The organism is Glycomyces luteolus, assembly GCF_027622875.1.
Classification (GTDB): domain Bacteria; phylum Actinomycetota; class Actinomycetes; order Mycobacteriales; family Micromonosporaceae; genus Glycomyces; species Glycomyces luteolus.
In genome coordinates this window covers 150757-169077 of record NZ_JAPZVP010000010.1, presented here as the reverse complement: position 1 = coordinate 169077, position 18321 = coordinate 150757, and the positions used below count along the sequence as shown (strand labels likewise).

Sequence of the window (18321 nt, the reverse complement as noted above, 5' to 3'; positions counted from 1 at the left end):
GACGACCCTATCGGGGAGCCGAGTGGTTCTGCGGCACATATGTGGTGCGCCCGGTGCGGCGGGCTTTCGCGGCCAGATCGAACCGAGGGCCGTTGGCGGGGTGGAACCGGGATGCGGCCTCGTCGACGGGGAGGAACGCGAAGTCCTCGAGCTCGTCCTCCTGCAGGCGGATCTGGCCGGGGTCGCCGACCGTGCCGCAGTCGAAGATGTAGATCGTCATCGGTGCCGAGACGAACCCGTGGTCGGGGACGTAGTCGAGCACGAGCAGGTCGCCGACCGGGAGGTCGATGCCGATCTCCTCCTTGATCTCCCGCGCGCACGCCTCGTGCGGCGCCTCGCCCCGATCGACCATGCCGCCCACGAACTGCCATTCCTCGCGGTAGGTCGGCTTGACGACGAGGGCCCGGCCATCGGAATCGGTCGCGAAGGCGCACGCCACGGCGTAGGAGCTCGCGAAACCGTCGAGGACCGCTTGGGGGAGTGGGGTCATGCGACCGACGCTACCGGTTCCGGCCGATCGTTTGGGAACGCGTTTGCCGTGATTCGAGGCGGTCCGTAGCATCCTGGACATGACGCTTCTCATGATCGACCTGGACAACACGCTCATCGACCGCGACGCCGCCTTCCGGCTCGGCGTCACGGAGTTCCTGGCCGCACACGAGCTTCCGGCGTCCGATGTCGACTGGGTCATGACCGTCGACGCCTCGGGATACGCACCGCGCTCCGTCGTCGCGCAGGCGATCATCGAACGCCACCCGGTCGGCCTCGTCGAAGAGGAGATCGTCGACTTCCTGCGGCGCGGGGCGCGCGAGCACGCCCGCATTACTGACGACACCGCCGCCGCGCTGAGCGAAGTCCGCGCAGCCGGGAACCGGGTCGTGATCGTCACCAACGGCGTCGTCGCGCAGCAGACCGGCAAGGTCGCCGCCGCCGGTCTCGACCGGCTCGTCGACGCGACCGTGGTGAGCGAAGGCGCGGGCTCACGCAAACCCGAACCGGGGATCTTCCACGCCGCCGCCGAAGCCGTCGGCGAATCCCTTGCAGGCGCCTGGATGATCGGCGACCGCGACGACGCGGACATCCTCGGGGCCCACCGGCTCGGCCTGCGCAGCGTGTGGCTCCATCTTGGACGCGAATGGGCGCAGTCCGAGTACGCCCCGACGCACACTGCCGATACCGTCGCCGAGGCCATCAAACACGCCGCGAACGCATAACGCCTCATCCTCAACCTGGTCGGCATGCGGCTTACGGCCGCGCTGGCCAGATCCGAAGGCTCATTGATCCCGCAGCACCGCGAGCAGATCGATCGCCGCTCTCGAGGGATCGTCGCCGTACGCCGACGGGAAGGCCTCCTCGATCCGCCACCCCGCCCGCCGCAGCGCCCGGTGGCGGGCGACGTGCGCGCTCGGACCGTCCGGGTGGACCTCGGCGATCACGCCGATCGCCTGCTCGGCATCGCCCACCACCAGGTCTACCGACCAATGGCCGACCGGATACGCCTGGCGCACCGGCACTTCCGCACCCTCGAGCGCATCGGCGAGCTTCGCCGTCCACTTCCCGACCGCATCCCCGTTCCCCGGTGAGCGCGGCGGCCGGTCCGCATACCGCAGGAACTCACCGATCAACCCGTCCGGTGCACCGACCGCGGTGACGACGTGCAGGTGCTCGCGCGCCCTCGTCACCATCACATTGAAGAGATTCGCCCCGGCCGCGAACCGGCGCCGACCCGCCGCGTCGCCTTCGGCCACACCCAGGGCGATCACCACCGAGTCCGCCTCGCTGCCCTGGAACGCGTGCACCGTGCCGGCCCGCATCCGGTGGCGGCGAATCGTCTCCAGATCGAAGCGCCGCAGGATCGCCGACTCGATCGCCTCCGCCTGCGCCCGGAACGGAGAGATCACGGCCAGACCGGTCTTCCCCGCGTCAACGAGCTTCTCGACCAGATCGAGCGACCGCGCGACCTCCGCCTCCACCACACCATCCTTAGAGGACGATGCGTCGACGCGGTGCACCATGATCACGTCCGCCTCGTGATTGCGCGGATGCGTGGTGATCGGCTTGACCCGGCCGTGATAGAACTTCGCGGCCGAGAACCCGATCAGATGCGGCACACTGCGATGATGCTCGGTCAACTCGACCACCGGCCCCGCCCCGCACGCGAGGTCGTAGGCACTGACCTTGCCGATGTCCAACTGCCCCAGACGATCCGACAGGCCGTGCCGCTCCAGGACGTCCTCGGTCCCCGCCGCGCTCGCGAACGAGACGAACCGCAGCTGCCGCGGGTCGCCCGCGACCACCGCCCGGCGAGCACGCGCGAGCACCGGGGCGGCGCGCAACTGGTTGATGTGCGAGGCCTCGTCGAGGATCACCAGGTCGAACATGCCCGCGCGGGCCGGGAGCACGTCCTCGACATCCGCGACCGTGCCGATCCACAGCGGCATGGCCCGCAGCAGGGCCGCGACGTCGACGCTCTCCAGCCTGGCCCGGCGCTGGGGGCGGTTGCCGCTGCGCAGGGCGGTGCCGAGCTCGGTGAGCGCTTTGCGCGCGGCGGCGTTCCGCCGGTCGGCGGAGCCGGTCTCGATGCTCAGCGAACGGCCGATCGCTTGGGCCGCTTCGGTGTCCGCGGTTTCGAGGCTGCTCCATAGTGGTGCGAGACGCAGCCCTCCGGCGGCGGCGAGGCGGGTGGCGTCTCGCTGGTCGCGGGCGGCGCGGAGGGCTCTCGCGATCGCGGTGGGGCTGCCGTCGGCGCCTGCGAGTGTGCGCAATCGCTTGGCGGCGAGGCGGGCTCGCAGTCGCTGCCACCAGCCGCCGTCGCGGCGGGAGCGGTCGAGCAGCCGTTCGGCCTCGTCGAGGTCGGCGTCGCGGAGCCCGGGGAAGTCGTCGAGGAGGAACAGCGGCAGGTCATGCACGCGGCCGCGCCGGGATTCGAGGTCGAGCCAGGTCGCGATCTCCGCTTCGACGCGGTCGGCGTACTCGACCGCTTCGGCGGCGGCGTTCTGCTGCCGTTCGACCTCGCGGCGCTTGTGGCCCTTGCCGGTACCGGTGCCGAGCCTGGTCAGGAACCGGTCGCGGCGCTCGGAGTCGCCGAAGTGGACGGGCAGCGGCCCGGGATGGCGGTCGAGGAGTTCCGCGAGGACGTCGGCGGCGTGCACGGACTGGGCTGCGATGAGCACCGACTGCCCGCTCGCTATGGCGTCCAAGGCGATCGCGGCCAGGGTGTGGCTCTTCCCGCAGCCGGGCGCGCCCGCGATCACGGTGACCGCGGCAGTGCGGGCCTGGACGACGGCCGCGCTCTGCTCGCCGCTGAGCGGTAGCGGGCAGCGCGGCGGGGGCGCATCGGCCTCCGGTTCGGCGTCGACCGGGTCGTACATCGCCGAGAACGCGGTGGCTTCGACTCCCGGCCGCTCGGCCCAAGCGCGCAACCCGGAGGCCAGCGGCGTCGGCGCCTGGTCGGCTGCGATGTAGACCACAGCCTCGATGACGAGGAGGAGCTGGGACCCGTCTCGCGGCGGCGGATTGCGCCAGACCGTGGCGCCGGGGAATCCGGCGGCCTCGGCCGCCTGCTGAAGCCAGGTGAGGTCCTCCAGGACTTCCGCGCTGCGCTCGGGGTCGAACACCGCTTCGAGTCGCGCGGCGAATTCGGTCCCGGCCAGTGCCTCGTGGACTTCGATGTCACCGGCCGCGACCACTTCCTGGATATCGGCGCGCGCGGTCGCCTGGAGTCGCACCGGCCGGTTGACGAGCGGGACGCGGACGCGCCGTTGCTTGCCGTCGATCTCGGTGCGGCCCGCGACCACGCCCCAGCCCTGGCGCAGCAGCCGCTCGTCGTGGTGGAGCTCGTCGTACTTCGCCAGCTCGCCCGCTCCCCGGACGGTGCCGAGCTCGGGGCTCCACACGTGCTGCTTCCCGAGGTGGTCGCGCAGCGCGTCCTGCTTCGCCTGCGGCGAGGAGGGCGCGAGGTCGGCGAGGGCACGGAGGAGGCGAGGGGCGGTCATGCGGGCCGATTCTACTGTGCGAGCGCGCGTTCGCGCTGGTCACGCCCGCTTCACCTGATCCCTGTTCCGAGACGGATCAGGCCTCGTTCGACGGTGCTTCGGTTTCGGCGACGGTGGTCGCTTCGGTTTCCGCGGCTTCGGTGGTGGTCGCTTCGTCCGCGGCGGGTGCTGCTTCAGCCGCCGCGGGCTCGGTCGCTGCGGGCTCCGGTTCCGGTTCTTCCTTGGCGGGCATCGGGAGTGCCTGCGAGAGGCGCAGGCCGGTCTGGAGGAGGTCCCAGCCGAGGGGCAGCGCGACGGCGTCGGGGAGGTCGAGTTCGAAGCCGAGGTCGTCGGCGAGGCCGCCCTGCTTGGCGAGCTTGACGACGACGGGGTGGGCGGAGCGGTTGGGCGCGTAGCACCACTTGGGGGCGGCGAGGCCGAAGTCGCGGGCGATCATCATGGCGGCCATGGCGGCCGGGCCGTCGATGAGCATCGCCGTCGAGCGGGTCGCGGCCGTGAAGATCGCGCCGGCCATCGCGCCGAGCTGGGCGCCGCCGAGGCGCGAGACGAGCGCTTCGGGGCTGCGCTTGAAGCCGCGGTTGAACGCGAGGTGGTCGCGCAGGGCGGCGATGCGGCCCATCCAGGCGGCGTCGTGGACCGCGCCGCCGGGGGCGCGCAGCTGCGGCTGGTAGGTGGTGATGTCGTCCTTGGCGATGTAGGAGCAGACCGCGACCGAGGCGGTCGCGGCACCGGCGCCGAGCCCGGCGATGAGGAGGAGGTCCGCGCCGGCGTCGATCGCGCGGTCGGCGGTCTCGCGGCCGAGTCGCAAGGCCTCGTTCAGCTCGGTCTCGTCGAGGAGCGGACCCTCGACGCCTTCGCTCGCGGGGGTGCGGACGACGGTGATGGGCAGCCCCGCGCGGGAGGCATGTTCGGCGAGCGGCCCTTCGCCCTTCTCGAGAGCCTCGGCCTGCGCTTCGACGGGCGCGTAGTCGCCGGTGTCCCAGCCGTCGGGGGTATTCGCCGGCGAACAGGAGCATCTGGGGCGAGGAGAACGGCACGGGCGCGTCGGTGGCCTGCATGCGTGCGGCCCACCCGACGGCGGGCTGGAGGCGGCCGAGCCCGGCGCCTTCGATGAGGGCGTCCTGGAGCCGCGCATTGGCGCGGGTGGTCCACACCCCGTTGGGGAACTTCGCTTTCAGGTCGGCGAGGGGCCCGGCGTCGGTCGTCTCAGTCACGGCATAAGGCTAGGGCCTGGGCCGGGCGCCAGGACGGGCGGGATCCGGCCCGTTTGCCCGCTCGCCGCGTTGTCGGCCTCCCCGGTACAACACCGGTATCGGGAGGCCTTCCGCAGTCCCGGCGACGCTTGCGTGCCGTCAATCGGCAGGGCGAGCGAACCAGCGGACTCGGATCCCACTCCGCCCCGGCGCGGGAGCCGTGGGGCACAATTGCCTAGTGACCACCATCGACTTCGCCAAGGGACACGGCACGGGGAACGACTTCGTGATCGTGCCCGACCTCCAGGACGCGCTGCCGCTGAAGGACGCCCAGGTGGCGCTGCTGTGCGACCGCCGGTTCGGGATCGGCGGCGACGGGCTGCTGCGCGTCGCGCCCTCGGAGGACCCGGCGGCCGAGTGGTTCATGGACTACCGCAACGCGGACGGCTCGATCGCCGAGATGTGCGGCAACGGCGTGCGCGTCTTCGTCCGCTACCTGCTGGAGAAGGGCCTCGCGGAGGGCCCGGAGGTGCCCGTGGCCACGCGCGCCGGGATCAAGACCGTCCGCGTCGAAGGCGATGAGCTGCGCGTCGACATGGGCGCTGCCGAGTTCGGGCCGACCTCGCAGGCTTCCGTGGAGGGCTTCACTTGGCCCGGCCAAGTCGTGTCGATGGGGAACCCGCACCTGGTCTGCCACCTCGGCGACGAGTCGGAGCTCGAGGCGCTGGAGCTCTTCCACCAGCCGCGCTACGACGCGGGCGTGTTCCCGCACGGCGTGAACGTCGAGTTCGTGGTGGGCGCGGCCCCGCATGTGCGGATGCGCGTCCACGAGCGCGGCGTCGGCGAGACGGCCTCGTGCGGCACCGGCGCGTGCGCGGTCGGCGCGGTCGCCCTGAAGCACGCCGGACTCGACACCGGTGAGTGCAAAGTGGATGTTCCGGGCGGCACGCTCACCATCACTGTCACGGACGAGACGCTCTACCTCACCGGCCCCGCCGTGATCGTCGCCGAAGGCGTCTTCCGGATCTGACGCCGGCCCGCCCCCGCCGGCGTGCTCCGGATCTGACGCGGGCGCACCGCGAAGGCGCAACATGAATGCGAGGCGCCTCGGCAACTGCCATCCACTAGCCCCCACCCTTCCAAGAGGGGACTGTGGCCCCATCATTGCCGCAGGGGCCGACAGAAAACCCCGGGAACCAGCGGTCCCCGGGGCGTTGATCACGTCACTCTGAACGTGTCATGTCTTCGAGCTCACGCCTAGCGCATGACCCGCTTGACCGCGGCCGCCACCGCCGGGGCCACGTTCGGGTCGAACACGCTCGGCACGATGTACGTCGCGTTCACCTTCTCCGCGCCCACGCAATCCGCGATCGCCGTCGCCGCCGCCAGCGCTGCATCGTCGTTCCAATCCCGCGCCTGCGCGTCCAGCAGCCCCCGGAACACGCCCGGGAACGCCAGCACGTTGTTGATCTGGTTCGGCTGGTCCGAACGCCCGGTCGCCACGATCGCCGCGTACCGAGCCGCCTCGGTCGGGCTGATCTCCGGGTCCGGGTTCGCCAGCGCGAACACGATCGGGTCCTTCGCCATCTTCGCCACATCCGAACCCTTGAGGATGTTCGGCGCGCTCACCCCGATGAACACGTCGGCACCCTCGACCGCGCCGGAGAGGTCCCCCGAGTAGTCGTTCTTGTTGAAGTGCGTCCCGAGCCACCGGTGCGTCTCGTTCTCGGTCTCCATGCCGCTGTGCAGGGCCCCGTCGCGGTCCACCGGGATGATGTCCCCGATCCCGGCCTTCTCCAGCAGCCGCATGATCGCCGTCCCGGCCGCGCCGCAGCCGACGATGGTCGCCCGGACGTCCCTGAACTCCTTGCCCACCACTCGCAGCGCATTCGTCAGCGCCGCCAGCACCACGATCGCGGTCCCGTGCTGGTCGTCGTGGAACACAGGGATGTCCAGCCGCTCCCGCAGCCGCGCCTCGATCTCGAAGCAGCGCGGCGCCGCGATGTCCTCGAGATTGATCCCGCCGTAGGTCGGCGCCAGCGCCGCCACGATGTTCACGATCTCGTCCGTGTCCTGCGTGTCCAGGCACACCGGCCACGCGTCCACATCACCGAACTTCTTGAACAGCGCCGCCTTGCCCTCCATCACCGGCATCGCCGCGGCCGGCCCGATGTTGCCCAGGCCCAGCACCGCCGAACCGTCGGTCACGACGGCCACCGTGTTGCGCTTGATCGTGAGCCGCCGCGCATCGTCCGGATTCTCCGCGATCGCCATGCACACCCGGGCCACACCCGGCGTGTACGCCATCGACAGGTCGTTGCGGTTGCGAAGCGGCACTTTGGGAGTGACCTCGATCTTGCCGCCGAGGTGCACGAGGAACGTCCGGTCCGAGACCTTCTTCACGTCGAAGTCCGGCATGGCTTCGAGGATGTTCGTGACCTGCTCGGCGTGCGCGGCGTCGGACGTGTCGCAGGTGAGGTCGACGGTCATGCGCTTGTTGTCCGAGTCGACCACGTCGAGCGCGGTGACGATCGCGCCGGCCTGCCCGACGACGGTGGCGAGGCGCCCTGCCGCGCCCGGATCGGCAGAGAGGGCCAGTCGGACGGTGATGGAGAAACCGGCACTGGGAAGACGCGCAGCAGTCATGCCACTCCTAATCAGTCACCACGTTGTGGACTCAGGTGGATACCCCTGAATCATGCCACCGCGCGCGCCCGGCCTGCCCGCGCCCGTGTGCGGCGTGACGCCTCCGACCAGCACCGATGTCCTCGCTGGTCCGGACCGCCGATATCCGGCTCCGATGAACAATAAGAACAAATCTCGACTCGGGTCCTGACGGACGCGCGGCCATAATCACTCGCCCTTGTCACTCACGCGTGTCAAGCTTGTGGTGATGCACGAAGAGCACATGAACACCCAAGAAGACTTCCCGTCCACCGCCGCCCCCTCAACGGGCGAACTGGACCTGGAAGCGCGCCAAGCGCTGCGACGCGTCACCGGCATCGCCTCGACCGAACTCGAGGACGTCACCGACGCCGAATACCGCCGACTCCGCCTCGAACGCGTCGTCCTCGTCGGCGTCTGGACCGAAGGCACCATCGACGACGCCGAGAACTCCCTCGCGGAACTCGCCCAACTCGCCGAGACCGCCGGATCCGAGGTCGTCGACGGCCTCATCCAGCGCCGCTCCAAGCCCGACGCCGGCACCTTCATCGGCTCCGGCAAGGTCCAAGAGGTCAAAGACACCGTCGAAGCCCTCGGCGCCGACACCGTCATCGCCGACGGCGAGCTGTCCCCAGGCCAGCTCATCGCCCTTGAAAAGGCCATCAACGTCAAGGTCATCGACCGCACCGCCCTCATCCTCGACATCTTCGCCCAGCACGCGAAGAGCGCCGAAGGCAAGGCCCAGGTCGAACTCGCCCAGCTCCAATACCTCTTGCCGCGCCTGCGCGGCTGGGGCGACGCCATGAGCCGCCAAGGCGGTTCCAACGGCGGTGTCGGCCTCCGCGGCCCCGGCGAGACCAAACTCGAGACCGACCGCCGCCGCATCCGCGCCAAGGTCGCCAAACTCCGCCGCGAACTCGCCAAACTCACCGTCACCCGCGAGACCAAACGCGACTCCCGCACCCGCAACCGCGTGCCCGGCGTCGCCATCGCCGGATACACCAACGCCGGCAAGTCGAGCCTGCTCAACGCCCTCACCGGCGCCGGCATCCTCGTCCAGGACGCCCTGTTCGCCACCCTCGACACCTCTACGCGGCGCTCCCGCACCGCCGAAGGCCGCGAATACACCGTCACCGACACCGTCGGGTTCGTGCGGCACCTGCCCCACCAGCTCGTCGAGGCCTTCCGCTCCACCCTCGAGGAAGTCGCCGAAGCCGACCTCATCGTCCACGTCATCGACGGCTCGCACCCCGACCCGCTCGGCCAGGCCGAAGCGGTCCGCGAAGTCCTCGCCGAAGTCGGCGCCGAAGAGGTCCCGGAACTCGTGGTCGTCAACAAGCTCGACCTCGTCACTCCCGACGACCTCCTCCAGCTCCGATCCGACTGGCCCGACGCCGTCTTCGTCTCCGCCCACTCCGGCGAAGGCGTCGACAAGCTCCGCGCCGCCATCGAACAGGCCCTCCCGCAACCGCACACCACACTCACCGTGTGCATCCCCTACGTGCGCGGCGACCTCGTCTCCCGCATGCGCTCCCGCGGCGAGGTCCTCTCGACCGAGCACCGCGGCGACGGCAGCGTCATCACCGCCCGCGTCGACGACGCCCTGGCCGGTGAATTGCGAGCGTTCGTCCTCGAAAATGACTGAATAGCAGTGGTCCTGAACATGTCTCTCGGGGGGCCTGGCCGGTACACCCCGTGTTCTGGAACACTTGCGTGATGCGAGAGCGCCGTGTGGGCCGTGGGCCCCTGCCTGCGCGGATCGTCGCCGGGGCAGCCGGAGCGGCTGTCCTGGTGGTGGCCGCGCCCCCCGTCTACGCCCAAGAAGAGGGCGGCGGGGAAGTGGTGTGCGACCTGCACGACCCCCGACTGGCGAACCCGTCGGGCATCGCCGCGGCCGCGGACGGCGACGGCTGGTGGATCGTCTCCTCCGCCGACAACCAGGACGGCACCCTGTCGGTCCTGCGGGTCGGCGAGGACTGCAACCCCCGCGACGCTGACGAGGTCTTCATCGACCACCAGCCGCGCGACCCGCAGGCGCTGGCGCTCGACGCCGACGGCTACATCTGGGTCGGCGACACCGGCGGTGCGACGGAACGCGACTGGATCACCGTCAACCAGATCGAAGTCGACAATCTCGAGAACAACGTGGCCTTCCGCTACGTCTTCCCCGATGCGGCCGAAGAGGTCGAGACGTTCCTCATCCCGGACTCCGGTGACAAGAAGCCGCTGTTCTTCTCTGCCGCCGACGGCGAGACGAACCTCTACTACCCGCCTGGCGACAACCAGACCGAGAACACCCCGCTGGAAAGCGCTGGCACCGTAGCGCTCTCAGAGGGCGGGACGGTCACCGGCGCGGCCCTCAACGCGGACGCCACGAAGGTCGCGCTTCGCACCGAGAGCGCCGTCTACGAGTGGACCGTCGACGGCGACGTGATCACCACGCTGACCGAGGGCACGCCCGTGGTCACACCGATCACGGACGAAGGCGACGCACAAGGCCTCGCCTACGACGCCGAGGGCAACTTCATCACGCTCGTCTCCGCCGACGGTGAAGGCACCGTCGGCACCCTCACCCGCTACGCCCCGGCCGCTCCTGCCGCCGAGGAACCCGCCGCCAGCGAGGACGCCGCGGCCGGCGGCACGGAAGAAGCGGGTCCGAGCCTCGTCGACCGCGTGCTCGACCTGGGCTTCGGCACCATCGTGAAGATCCTGGCGGCCATCGCCATCCTCGGCATGGCGACGATGGTCTTCGGCATCATCATCATCCGCAAGTACCGCAAGCAGACCGAAGCCGACGGCGACGACGACGGGACCGAGATGGGCTTCGCCCGCGAGGAACCGGTCTTCGGCAAGGAGCGCAGGACCGCGTACGAGGACGACCCCGTCGACCTCGGCCTCGACTCCGGCCAGCCCGATCCCGACCTCGGCCAGATCGCCCGCGGCGGCGCCAGGCCCGAGCCCTCCGGCAGCGTGTACGGCGGCGCCAGGCCCGAGCCCTCCGGCAACGTGTACGGCGCGAGCCCGGCCCGTCCCGAGTCCACCGGTTCGGTCTACGGCGGTGCGCGCCAAGAGCCTTCGGGGAACGTGTACGGCGGCACCCGCCCCGCGACCCCGCCCGCCGGCCAAGGCGCCGTGTACGGCGGCGCCCGCGAGGAACCGCAGTACGGCGCGTTCGAACGCGGCGGCCACGGCAGCGTCTACGACAACGCCGGCCCGGGCCAGGGCTTCGGGGCCCGTCCCGAGCCCTCAGGGAACGTCTACGGCGCCCGCCCCGCCGCCCCGCCCGCCGGGCAGGGGAACACGTACAGCGCCCCGCAGGGGAGCGTCTACGGGGCCGGAAACGACGAACGGACCCCGGAGCCGGAGGACGGCTTCTGGGGCCCGCCTGAAAGCGGCACGTACGGCCGGGGGCGCTAGAGGGCTCTGGCCCTGAGACGCTGCGGCGCCCGGAGCAGCGCTTGTCGCACTGCTCCCGAGCGCAGCGGTGAGCACCGCGGCCGCGGGCCGCGAGTCTTGCTAGATCTTCCGGAGGACGGCGACGACGCGCCCGAGGATCTCGGCCTCCGAGGCGTCGATCGGGTCGTACAGGGAGTTGGCCGGGAGCAGCCACGGCTTGCCGTTCTTGCGCTTCCAGGTCTTCACCGTGGCCTCGCCGTCGATCATGGCGGCCACGATCTCGCCGTTCAGGGCGTCGGGCTGCTGGCGCACCACGACCCAGTCGCCGTCGGTGATGGCCGCTTCGACCATCGAATCGCCCTTGACGCGCAGGAGGAAGTGCACGCCTTCGCCGACGAACTCGGCCGGCAGGGGCATGACGTCGTAGTCGCGCTCCTCGGCCAGGATCGGCTGCCCGGCGGCGATCTCGCCGACCATCGGCACGTACCGCGGCCGAGGGTGCTGCGAGCAGGTCTGCACGCCGCCCGGGGTGGACTGGCGGACCCCGACCGCGCGCGGCCGCCCGGCCAGGCGGTTGAGGTAGCCCTTCCGCTCGAGCTGCTTCATCTGGTACGCGACGGACGAGGCCGAGGCGAGCCCGACTTCGGCGCCGATCTCCCGGACGCTGGGCGGGTACCCCTTGTTGTTGATGAACTCCTCGATGTACTCGAGGACTTGCTGCTGCCGACGCGTGAGCTTGCGCGTTTTCGGTCGGGCTGTTGTGGTCTCGCTAGCCACAGAAGGCTCCCGTTAGACAAATGGGACGGTATGTCTGATTCCGACAATGTAACTCAGGTGCGGTGTCAAGTCAAACATTCGTGCGACACCGGCGTGTCGCCGCGCTGCTCGGAATGTGTTTTGGCCTAGGTTCACCCGTACGGGTGAACGATACTGCGCCGACCGCCGGTTCACTGGAGCCCGCCCCCGAACTCCGCTCTGGTCGGCATCGCGTTCTGCGCTATCCTTAACACAAGATCTTGTGGTTTGTTGTATCGTCTCTCACTAGGTGTTGGGGTTTCCGCACCTGCTGGAGCGGAGAGGGGCAGACTGTCCCTCACCACGCACCGCCATCACGCGATGGAACCCCTCACGGCATTGCAGACCATGTCGGACCTCTGCGAGACGATGGCTTACGTAAGGAGACTATCGATGCGTTGCCCGTACTGTCGCCATCCCGACAGCCGCGTAGTCGATTCCCGCGAGGCCGAGGACGGGAAGATCATCCGCCGCCGCCGGGTATGCCAGCAGTGCGAGAAACGCTTCACCACCGTCGAGGAGTCCATCCTCGCAGTCGTCAAACGCAGCGGTGCGACCGAACCCTTCAGTCGCGGGAAGGTCGCCTCCGGCGTCCTCAAGGCCTGCCAGGGCCGCCCGGTCGACGCCGACGACGTGGCGAAACTGGCCCAGGCCGTCGAAGACGAGATCCGCTCCAAGGGCGTGGCAGAGGTCCCCGCCCACGAAGTGGGCCTGGCGATCCTCAAGCCGCTGCGGCAGCTCGACGAGGTCGCCTACCTGCGGTTCGCCAGCGTCTACCAGGACTTCGAATCCCTCGAGGACTTCGAGGCCGCCATCGCGCAGCTCCGCGACGAGCACGCCGCCCGCCACAGCGGCTGATCCCCCGAGCAACCAGCACGCATCCGATTCCCATGACCAGGCATGAGCAGACAGGGGCGAGGAACATGCCGAAGAGCACGAAGGGCGCCGAAGGCGCGACCAGGACCACCGCGAAGCAGACCGCCGCCAAGGCTCCCGGCGGGGGACTCAAGGTCGAGCGCGTCTTCACCACACCGGGAGTGCACCCGTATGACGAGGTCAAGTGGGAGTCCCGCGACGTCGTCATGACCAACTGGCGCGACGGCTCGATCAACTTCGAGCAGCGCGGCGTCGAGTTCCCCGGGTTCTGGAGCATCAACGCCACCCAGATCGTCACCTCGAAGTATTTCCGCGGCGCCCTCGGCACCCCGCAGCGCGAGAGCAGCCTCAAGCAGGTCATCGACCGCGTCGTGCAGGCCTACCACGCCGCCGGAGAGAAGAACGGCTACTTCGCCACCGCCGAAGACGCCCAGATCTTCGCCGACGAGCTCACCTGGCTCCTCCTCCACCAGTACTTCAGCTTCAACTCCCCGGTCTGGTTCAACGTGGGAACGGCTGCGCCGCAGCAGGTCTCTGCGTGCTTCTTGCTGAGCGTCGACGACACCATGGACTCGATCCTCAACTGGTACCGCGAGGAAGGCCTGATCTTCAAGGGCGGCTCCGGCGCCGGAGTGAACCTCTCCAAGATCCGCGCCTCCTCCGAACTGCTCTCCAGCGGCGGCAATGCCTCCGGCCCCGTGAGCTTCATGCGCGGCGCCGACGCCTCGGCCGGCACCATCAAGTCCGGCGGCGCGACCCGCCGCGCCGCGAAGATGGTCATCCTCGACGTCGACCACCCCGACATCGAGGAGTTCATCGAGACGAAGGCCCGCGAAGAGGACAAGATCCGCGCCCTGCGCGACGCCGGCTTCGACGTCGACCTCGGCGGCAAGGACATCGTCTCCGTCCAGTACCAGAACGCCAACAACTCGGTGCGCGTCTCCGACGAGTTCATGAAGGCCTTCGAGACCGGCGGCGACTTCGCCGTGACCGGGCGCCTCGACGGCAGGGAGATCGCCCGCAAGGACGCCCGGAAGATCTTCCGGAAACTCGCCGAGGCCGCCTGGGAATGCGCCGACCCCGGCATCCAGTACGACGACACCATCAACGACTGGCACACGAACCCGAACACGGACCGCATCCGCACCTCGAACCCGTGCTTCCCGGCCGACCAGCGCGTCGTGACCGACAAGGGCCTCATCGCGATCGGCGACCTCGTGCGCCGCTCCGCCGAGGGCGAGACCTTCGCCGTCTTCACCAACGACGTCACCGCCGAGAAGGACGCCGCCGACCGGGTCGTGGCCACGAACCCGGTGCGGTACATGGTCACCGGCACCAACGAGATCGTCGAGCTCCGCTTCTCGGACGGCTCGCGCCTGCGCTGCACCCCGAACCACCGGGTCTGGACGCGGAACCGCGGCTGGGTCCACGCCGAGCAGCTGCAGCCCGAGGACCAGGTGGTCCGCTCGAACCAGTACGCGCCGCGCTCGGCCGCGACCACGCAGCTGCCGCAAGCGGCCGCCGCCGTCGCCGAGCGGGCCGGCTCCGCTCTTCACCTGCCGCGCAAGTGGGACGACGAAGCCGACCTGGCGCACTTCACCGGCTGGCTCGTCGGCGACGGCTGCGTCACCGACGAGGGCGTCGTCACGGTCTACGGCACTGAGGCCGAGCAGCGCGAGCTGCTGCCCCGCCACCAGCGCCTCCTCGAGCGCCTGACCGGGCACGTGAGCAAGCCCAGCGTCCAGCCGAACGGCACGCAGCAGCTGCGGTCGAAGCGGGCCGGCATGAGCGAGTTCTTCAAGGCGCTCGGGCTCTCCAGCGGTCGCGCGGCCGAGAAGGTCTTCCCGGCGTCGATGCTGGAAGCCGATGAGGAGACGCTCACCGCGTTCCTGCAGGGCCTCTTCGACGCCGACGGCTGCGTCGTCGAGCTACCGAACGGGACCCGCTATGTAGGGCTCGGCAGCAAGTCCGAGGAACTGCTCCTCGGCGTCCAGGAGACGCTGGGATCGCTCGGCATCAGCGCCCGGATCTACCGCACGGAGACCAAGGACGCGAATTTCCAGTACGCGAAGAAGGACGGCACCGAGGTCGAGTACGCCTCCGAAGGCCCGTTCTTCGACCTGCGGATCTCCGGCCCGTCGATGGTCGAGTTCGCCGCGCTGATCAGCTTCGGCCTTGAAGGCAAGCGCGCCAAGCTCGCTTCGCTGCTCGACTTCGAGACCCGGTACGAAACCGACCGGGCCGTCCGCCTGGTCAGCCGCGAGAGCGTCGGCTTCGAGACCACGTTCAACCTCACCGAGCCGCGCAACCACTCGTACATCGTGAACGGCGTCGTCGTCGCGAACTGCTCGGAGTACATGAGCATCGACGACTCCTCGTGCAACCTCGCGAGCCTCAACCTGATGAAGTTCCTCGGCGACGACGGTTCGTTCGACGTCGAGATGTTCACTAAGGCCGTCGAGACCGTCTTCACCGCGATGGAGATCTCGATCTCCTTCGCGGACTTCCCGACCGAGGCCATCGGCCGCAACACCCGCGACTTCCGACAGCTCGGCATCGGCTACTCGAACCTGGGCGCCTTGCTGATGGCCTCGGGCCACGCCTACGACTCCGACGAGGGCCGCGCGCTGGCCGCGTCGATCACCGCTTTGATGACCGCCGTCTCGTACCGCCGCTCCGCGGAGATCGCGGGCGTCGTCGGTCCGTACGCCGGTTACGCGATCAATGCCGAGCCGCACCAGCGGGTCATGCGCAAGCACGCCGAGGCCGCCGAGACCGTGCAGACCTTCGGCGACGTGGACACCCAGATCATCGAGGCCGCCAAGGCCGAATGGGGCCACGGCAACGAGCTCGGCGCGGTCAACGGCTGGCGCAACGCGCAGGCGAGCCTGTTGGCTCCGACTGGCACGATTTCCTTCGCAATGGACTGCGACACGACGGGAATCGAGCCCGACCTGGCACTCGTGAAGCACAAGAAGCTCGTCGGCGGCGGCTCCATGGAGATCGTCAACCAGACGGTGCCGCGCGCGCTCGAATGCCTGGGCTACAACGAGGCCGACCGGGAGGCGATCGTCGCCTACATCGCCGACCACGGGCATGTCGTCGGCGCCCCCGCGCTGCGGGAAGAGCACTACTCGGTGTTCGACTGCGCCATGGGCGAGCGGTCCATCGCGCCGATGGGCCACGTGCACATGATGGCCGCGGTGCAGCCGTTCCTCTCGGGTGCGATCAGTAAGTGCGTCGTCGGCGACACGCTGGTTGCTTCTGAGGACGGCCTCGTACGAATCGGCTCTCTGCACCGCGATGAGCCGGAGGATACGTTCCGGTCGGAGCACATCCGCGTCGCCTCACTCGGCGGCGACCAGAAGACGGACGCGTTCTACTACGGCGGTGTCAGGCCGACCCGAGAAGTGGTGCTGCGATCAGGTCACAAGATCCGCGGCACCTACCAGCACCGGTTGCTGACGGCCGGATCAGACGGACTCACCTGGAAGCATCTGGGCGAGATCGAAGTCGGCGACTATGTCGCCACTCAATACGGTTCGGACATGTGGTCACCGGTTCCCTTCGACCTGCGATCGATGCATCCGGTCGTCGGCCAATGGCGGGACGAGCGGGTCCACCTGCCGACTGAGATGAACGAACAGCTTGCTTTCCTGCTGGGCGCCTATGCGTCCGAGGGGCACACATCGATGTCGAATTACAGCGTCACCATCACCAATTCCGTTCCGGAGGTGCTGGAAGCGGTCAAGACCGCCTGGAAACAGCAGTTCGGCTTGGACGCGCGCATTACCAGGCAACCCGGTAAGTGCCCCGGTGTGACGGTCTCCTCGAAGAGCGCGGTTGAGTTCCTCGACGGGCTCGGTTCCGGAAGGCGCGCTGAGAACAAGCGGATTCCCGACGCGGTGCTGCGTTCGCCGAAGCATATGGTCCTGGCGTTCCTGCAGGGTCTCGCGCTCGACGCGTATGTGGTCGCCGCTTCCGGGAAGTGGGGGATCTGCCTGGCGAGCAACGGCTTGCTGGACGATCTCCAAGCAGTACTGACGAACCTCAACGTGGTCCACAGCCGCATCTCCAAGTACAACAAGGAATACGACCGTTACTACGACGAGGTTTACGCTTGCGGCCGCGAGGCTCAGGAACTCGCGGCGCTGGTCCCGTTCCTGGAACCAGCGAAGCAACGGTCGTCGCTGGAACTGCTCGGACGTTCCTTCGGGCAGTCGGCTTCCGATGTCGTGCCAGGAGTTGCTCCTGCTGCCTTGTACGAGCTCATTCCATTCGGGCAACCGGGTCGGAACGGTGCCGGAACCGATGTCAGGCAGGAGTACCGACACCTCAAGGACGCCAGGACGAAGTATGTCAGCCGGGAGACTCTCGAGCGGCTCGCGAGCGTCTCCGGTCTCGAGCTGCCCGAGTGGATGCGCCAGGTGGTCAACGACAATCTGCACTTCGCGCCGGTGGCCGAGGTCAACGACCGCGATGATGCCGAGGTGTTCGACCTGTCAGTGCCCGGCCCGCATGCGTTCGTAGCCAACGGGATCGTCAACCACAACACCGTGAACCTGCCCGAGTCCGCCACGGTCGCGGACGTCGAAGAGGTCTACTACCAGGGCTGGAAGCTCGGCCTCAAGGCCCTCGCGATCTACCGCGACAACTGCAAGGTCGGGCAGCCCTTGTCCGCCAAGAAGAAGGAAGTCGAGAAGGCGGTCGAGGAGGCCGTGGAGAAGGCGATCGAGACGGTCGCGGTCCACGGCCCGGTGCGCCGGAAGCTGCCGAAGAAGCGTCCTTCGCAGACGATCTCGTTCAGCGTCGGCGGCGCGGAGGGCTACATGACCTCCTCGTCCTACCCGGACGACGGCCTCGGCGAGGTCTTCCTGAAGATGTCGAAGCAGGGCTCGACCCTCGCCGGCGTCATGGACGCGCTGTCGGTGTCGATCTCGATCGCGCTGCAGTACGGTGTGCCGCTTGAGAAGTACGTCGAGAAGTTCACCAACATGCGCTTCGAGCCCGCGGGCATGACCGACGACCCGGACATCCGGATGGCCTCCTCGCTGGTGGACTACATCTTCCGCCGCCTGGCGCTGGACTACCTGCCGTACGAGGACCGCGCCGCGCTCGGCATCCTGACGACGGCCGAGCGCACGGCCGAGGTCAACGGCGAGGACCCTGCCAAGGTCCACGAGGTCGATCTCGACGCGCTGCGAACGTCGGCGCCGATCGAGGAGGCCGTCACGGAACGAATCCAGACCGAGACGAAGCAGTCGAGCAAGGACCTCCTGAATTCGGCCCAGGCCCGCAGCGCGGATGCGCCGCTGTGCATGAACTGCGGTACGAAGATGCGCCCCGCAGGCTCCTGTTATGCATGTGAAGGCTGCGGTGCGACCAGCGGTTGCAGTTAGCGG

At 69.0% G+C, this 18321-nt stretch carries 11 protein-coding genes and 1 pseudogene; 7 read left to right on the top strand and 5 right to left on the bottom strand.

Features of this window, described 5'->3' with window-relative positions:
* Positions 1–7 precede the first annotated feature (7 nt).
* Complete coding sequence (locus O1R50_RS14565; RefSeq protein WP_270110802.1) at positions 8–490, bottom strand: NUDIX domain-containing protein; 483 nt, start codon at positions 488–490, stop codon at positions 8–10.
* A gap of 79 nt (positions 491–569) precedes the next feature.
* Here O1R50_RS14565 and O1R50_RS14560 point away from each other — a divergent pair, with 79 nt between their 5' ends.
* Positions 570–1214, top strand: a complete 645-nt coding sequence (locus tag O1R50_RS14560) for an HAD family hydrolase (RefSeq protein WP_270110801.1) — start codon at positions 570–572, stop codon at positions 1212–1214.
* Positions 1215–1274: 60 nt separating this feature from the next.
* Here the strand turns inward: O1R50_RS14560 and O1R50_RS14555 are convergent, their stop codons facing one another.
* On the bottom strand, positions 1275–3995 hold the full coding sequence (locus tag O1R50_RS14555; protein WP_270110800.1) for an AAA domain-containing protein: 2721 nt from the start codon (positions 3993–3995) through the stop codon (positions 1275–1277).
* A gap of 76 nt (positions 3996–4071) precedes the next feature.
* Positions 4072–5130 (bottom strand): nicotinate-nucleotide--dimethylbenzimidazole phosphoribosyltransferase, encoded by a 1059-nt coding sequence (locus O1R50_RS14550; RefSeq protein WP_270110799.1) that lies wholly within the window; start codon positions 5128–5130, stop codon positions 4072–4074.
* A 305-nt stretch (positions 5131–5435) separates the two neighbouring features.
* Between O1R50_RS14550 and dapF the strand changes: the two genes are divergently transcribed.
* Positions 5436–6218 carry a diaminopimelate epimerase gene (gene dapF / locus O1R50_RS14545; RefSeq protein ID WP_408612700.1) on the top strand — a complete coding sequence of 261 codons (783 nt, stop codon included), beginning with the start codon at positions 5436–5438 and terminating at the stop codon, positions 6216–6218.
* Positions 6219–6445: 227 nt separating this feature from the next.
* On the opposite strand, the gene O1R50_RS14540 is transcribed toward dapF, so the two are convergent.
* Positions 6446–7834: an NAD-dependent malic enzyme gene (locus O1R50_RS14540; RefSeq protein ID WP_270110797.1), complete on the bottom strand. Its 1389-nt coding sequence runs from the start codon at positions 7832–7834 to the stop codon at positions 6446–6448.
* Positions 7835–8096: 262 nt separating this feature from the next.
* Between O1R50_RS14540 and hflX the strand changes: the two genes are divergently transcribed.
* Positions 8097–9497: a GTPase HflX gene (gene hflX / locus O1R50_RS14535; RefSeq protein ID WP_270110795.1), complete on the top strand. Its 1401-nt coding sequence runs from the start codon at positions 8097–8099 to the stop codon at positions 9495–9497.
* Between the two features lie 71 nt (positions 9498–9568).
* Complete coding sequence (locus tag O1R50_RS14530) at positions 9569–11269, top strand: hypothetical protein (protein ID WP_270110794.1); 1701 nt, start codon at positions 9569–9571, stop codon at positions 11267–11269.
* A gap of 99 nt (positions 11270–11368) precedes the next feature.
* Here O1R50_RS14530 and lexA read toward each other — a convergent pair whose 3' ends face one another.
* A complete protein-coding gene (gene lexA / locus O1R50_RS14525; protein ID WP_270110793.1) occupies positions 11369–12025 on the bottom strand; it encodes a transcriptional repressor LexA in 657 nt (218 codons plus the stop codon).
* Positions 12026–12436: 411 nt separating this feature from the next.
* On the opposite strand from lexA, the gene nrdR reads away from it, so the two are divergent.
* The 3 genes and pseudogenes from nrdR to O1R50_RS26365 all read left to right on the top strand — a co-directional run bounded on the left by nrdR (position 12437) and on the right by O1R50_RS26365 (position 18318).
* Entirely contained in the window at positions 12437–12901 is a 465-nt protein-coding gene (gene nrdR / locus O1R50_RS14520; protein ID WP_270110792.1) for a transcriptional regulator NrdR, read from the top strand.
* Between the two features lie 65 nt (positions 12902–12966).
* A pseudogene (locus O1R50_RS26370) lies at positions 12967–16098 on the top strand (LAGLIDADG family homing endonuclease); the annotation flags it as partial.
* A complete protein-coding gene (locus O1R50_RS26365; protein WP_408612699.1) occupies positions 16072–18318 on the top strand; it encodes a TSCPD domain-containing protein in 2247 nt (748 codons plus the stop codon). The pseudogene O1R50_RS26370 and the gene O1R50_RS26365, both read left to right, overlap by 27 nt.
* Positions 18319–18321 lie beyond the last annotated feature (3 nt).

Coding starts and splice junctions, on each gene's coding strand:
- O1R50_RS14565 (WP_270110802.1), bottom strand. CDS start 490: ATGACCCCACTCCCCCAAGCGGTCCTCGACGGTTTCGCGAGCTCCTAC.
- O1R50_RS14560 (WP_270110801.1), top strand. CDS start 570: ATGACGCTTCTCATGATCGACCTGGACAACACGCTCATCGACCGCGAC.
- O1R50_RS14555 (WP_270110800.1), bottom strand. CDS start 3,995: ATGACCGCCCCTCGCCTCCTCCGTGCCCTCGCCGACCTCGCGCCCTCC.
- O1R50_RS14550 (WP_270110799.1), bottom strand. CDS start 5,130: ATGCGCGGCTCCAGGACGCCCTCATCGAAGGCGCCGGGCTCGGCCGCC.
- O1R50_RS14540 (WP_270110797.1), bottom strand. CDS start 7,834: ATGACTGCTGCGCGTCTTCCCAGTGCCGGTTTCTCCATCACCGTCCGA.
- hflX (WP_270110795.1), top strand. CDS start 8,097: ATGAACACCCAAGAAGACTTCCCGTCCACCGCCGCCCCCTCAACGGGC.
- O1R50_RS14530 (WP_270110794.1), top strand. CDS start 9,569: ATGCGAGAGCGCCGTGTGGGCCGTGGGCCCCTGCCTGCGCGGATCGTC.
- nrdR (WP_270110792.1), top strand. CDS start 12,437: ATGCGTTGCCCGTACTGTCGCCATCCCGACAGCCGCGTAGTCGATTCC.
- O1R50_RS26365 (WP_408612699.1), top strand. CDS start 16,072: ATGGGCGAGCGGTCCATCGCGCCGATGGGCCACGTGCACATGATGGCC.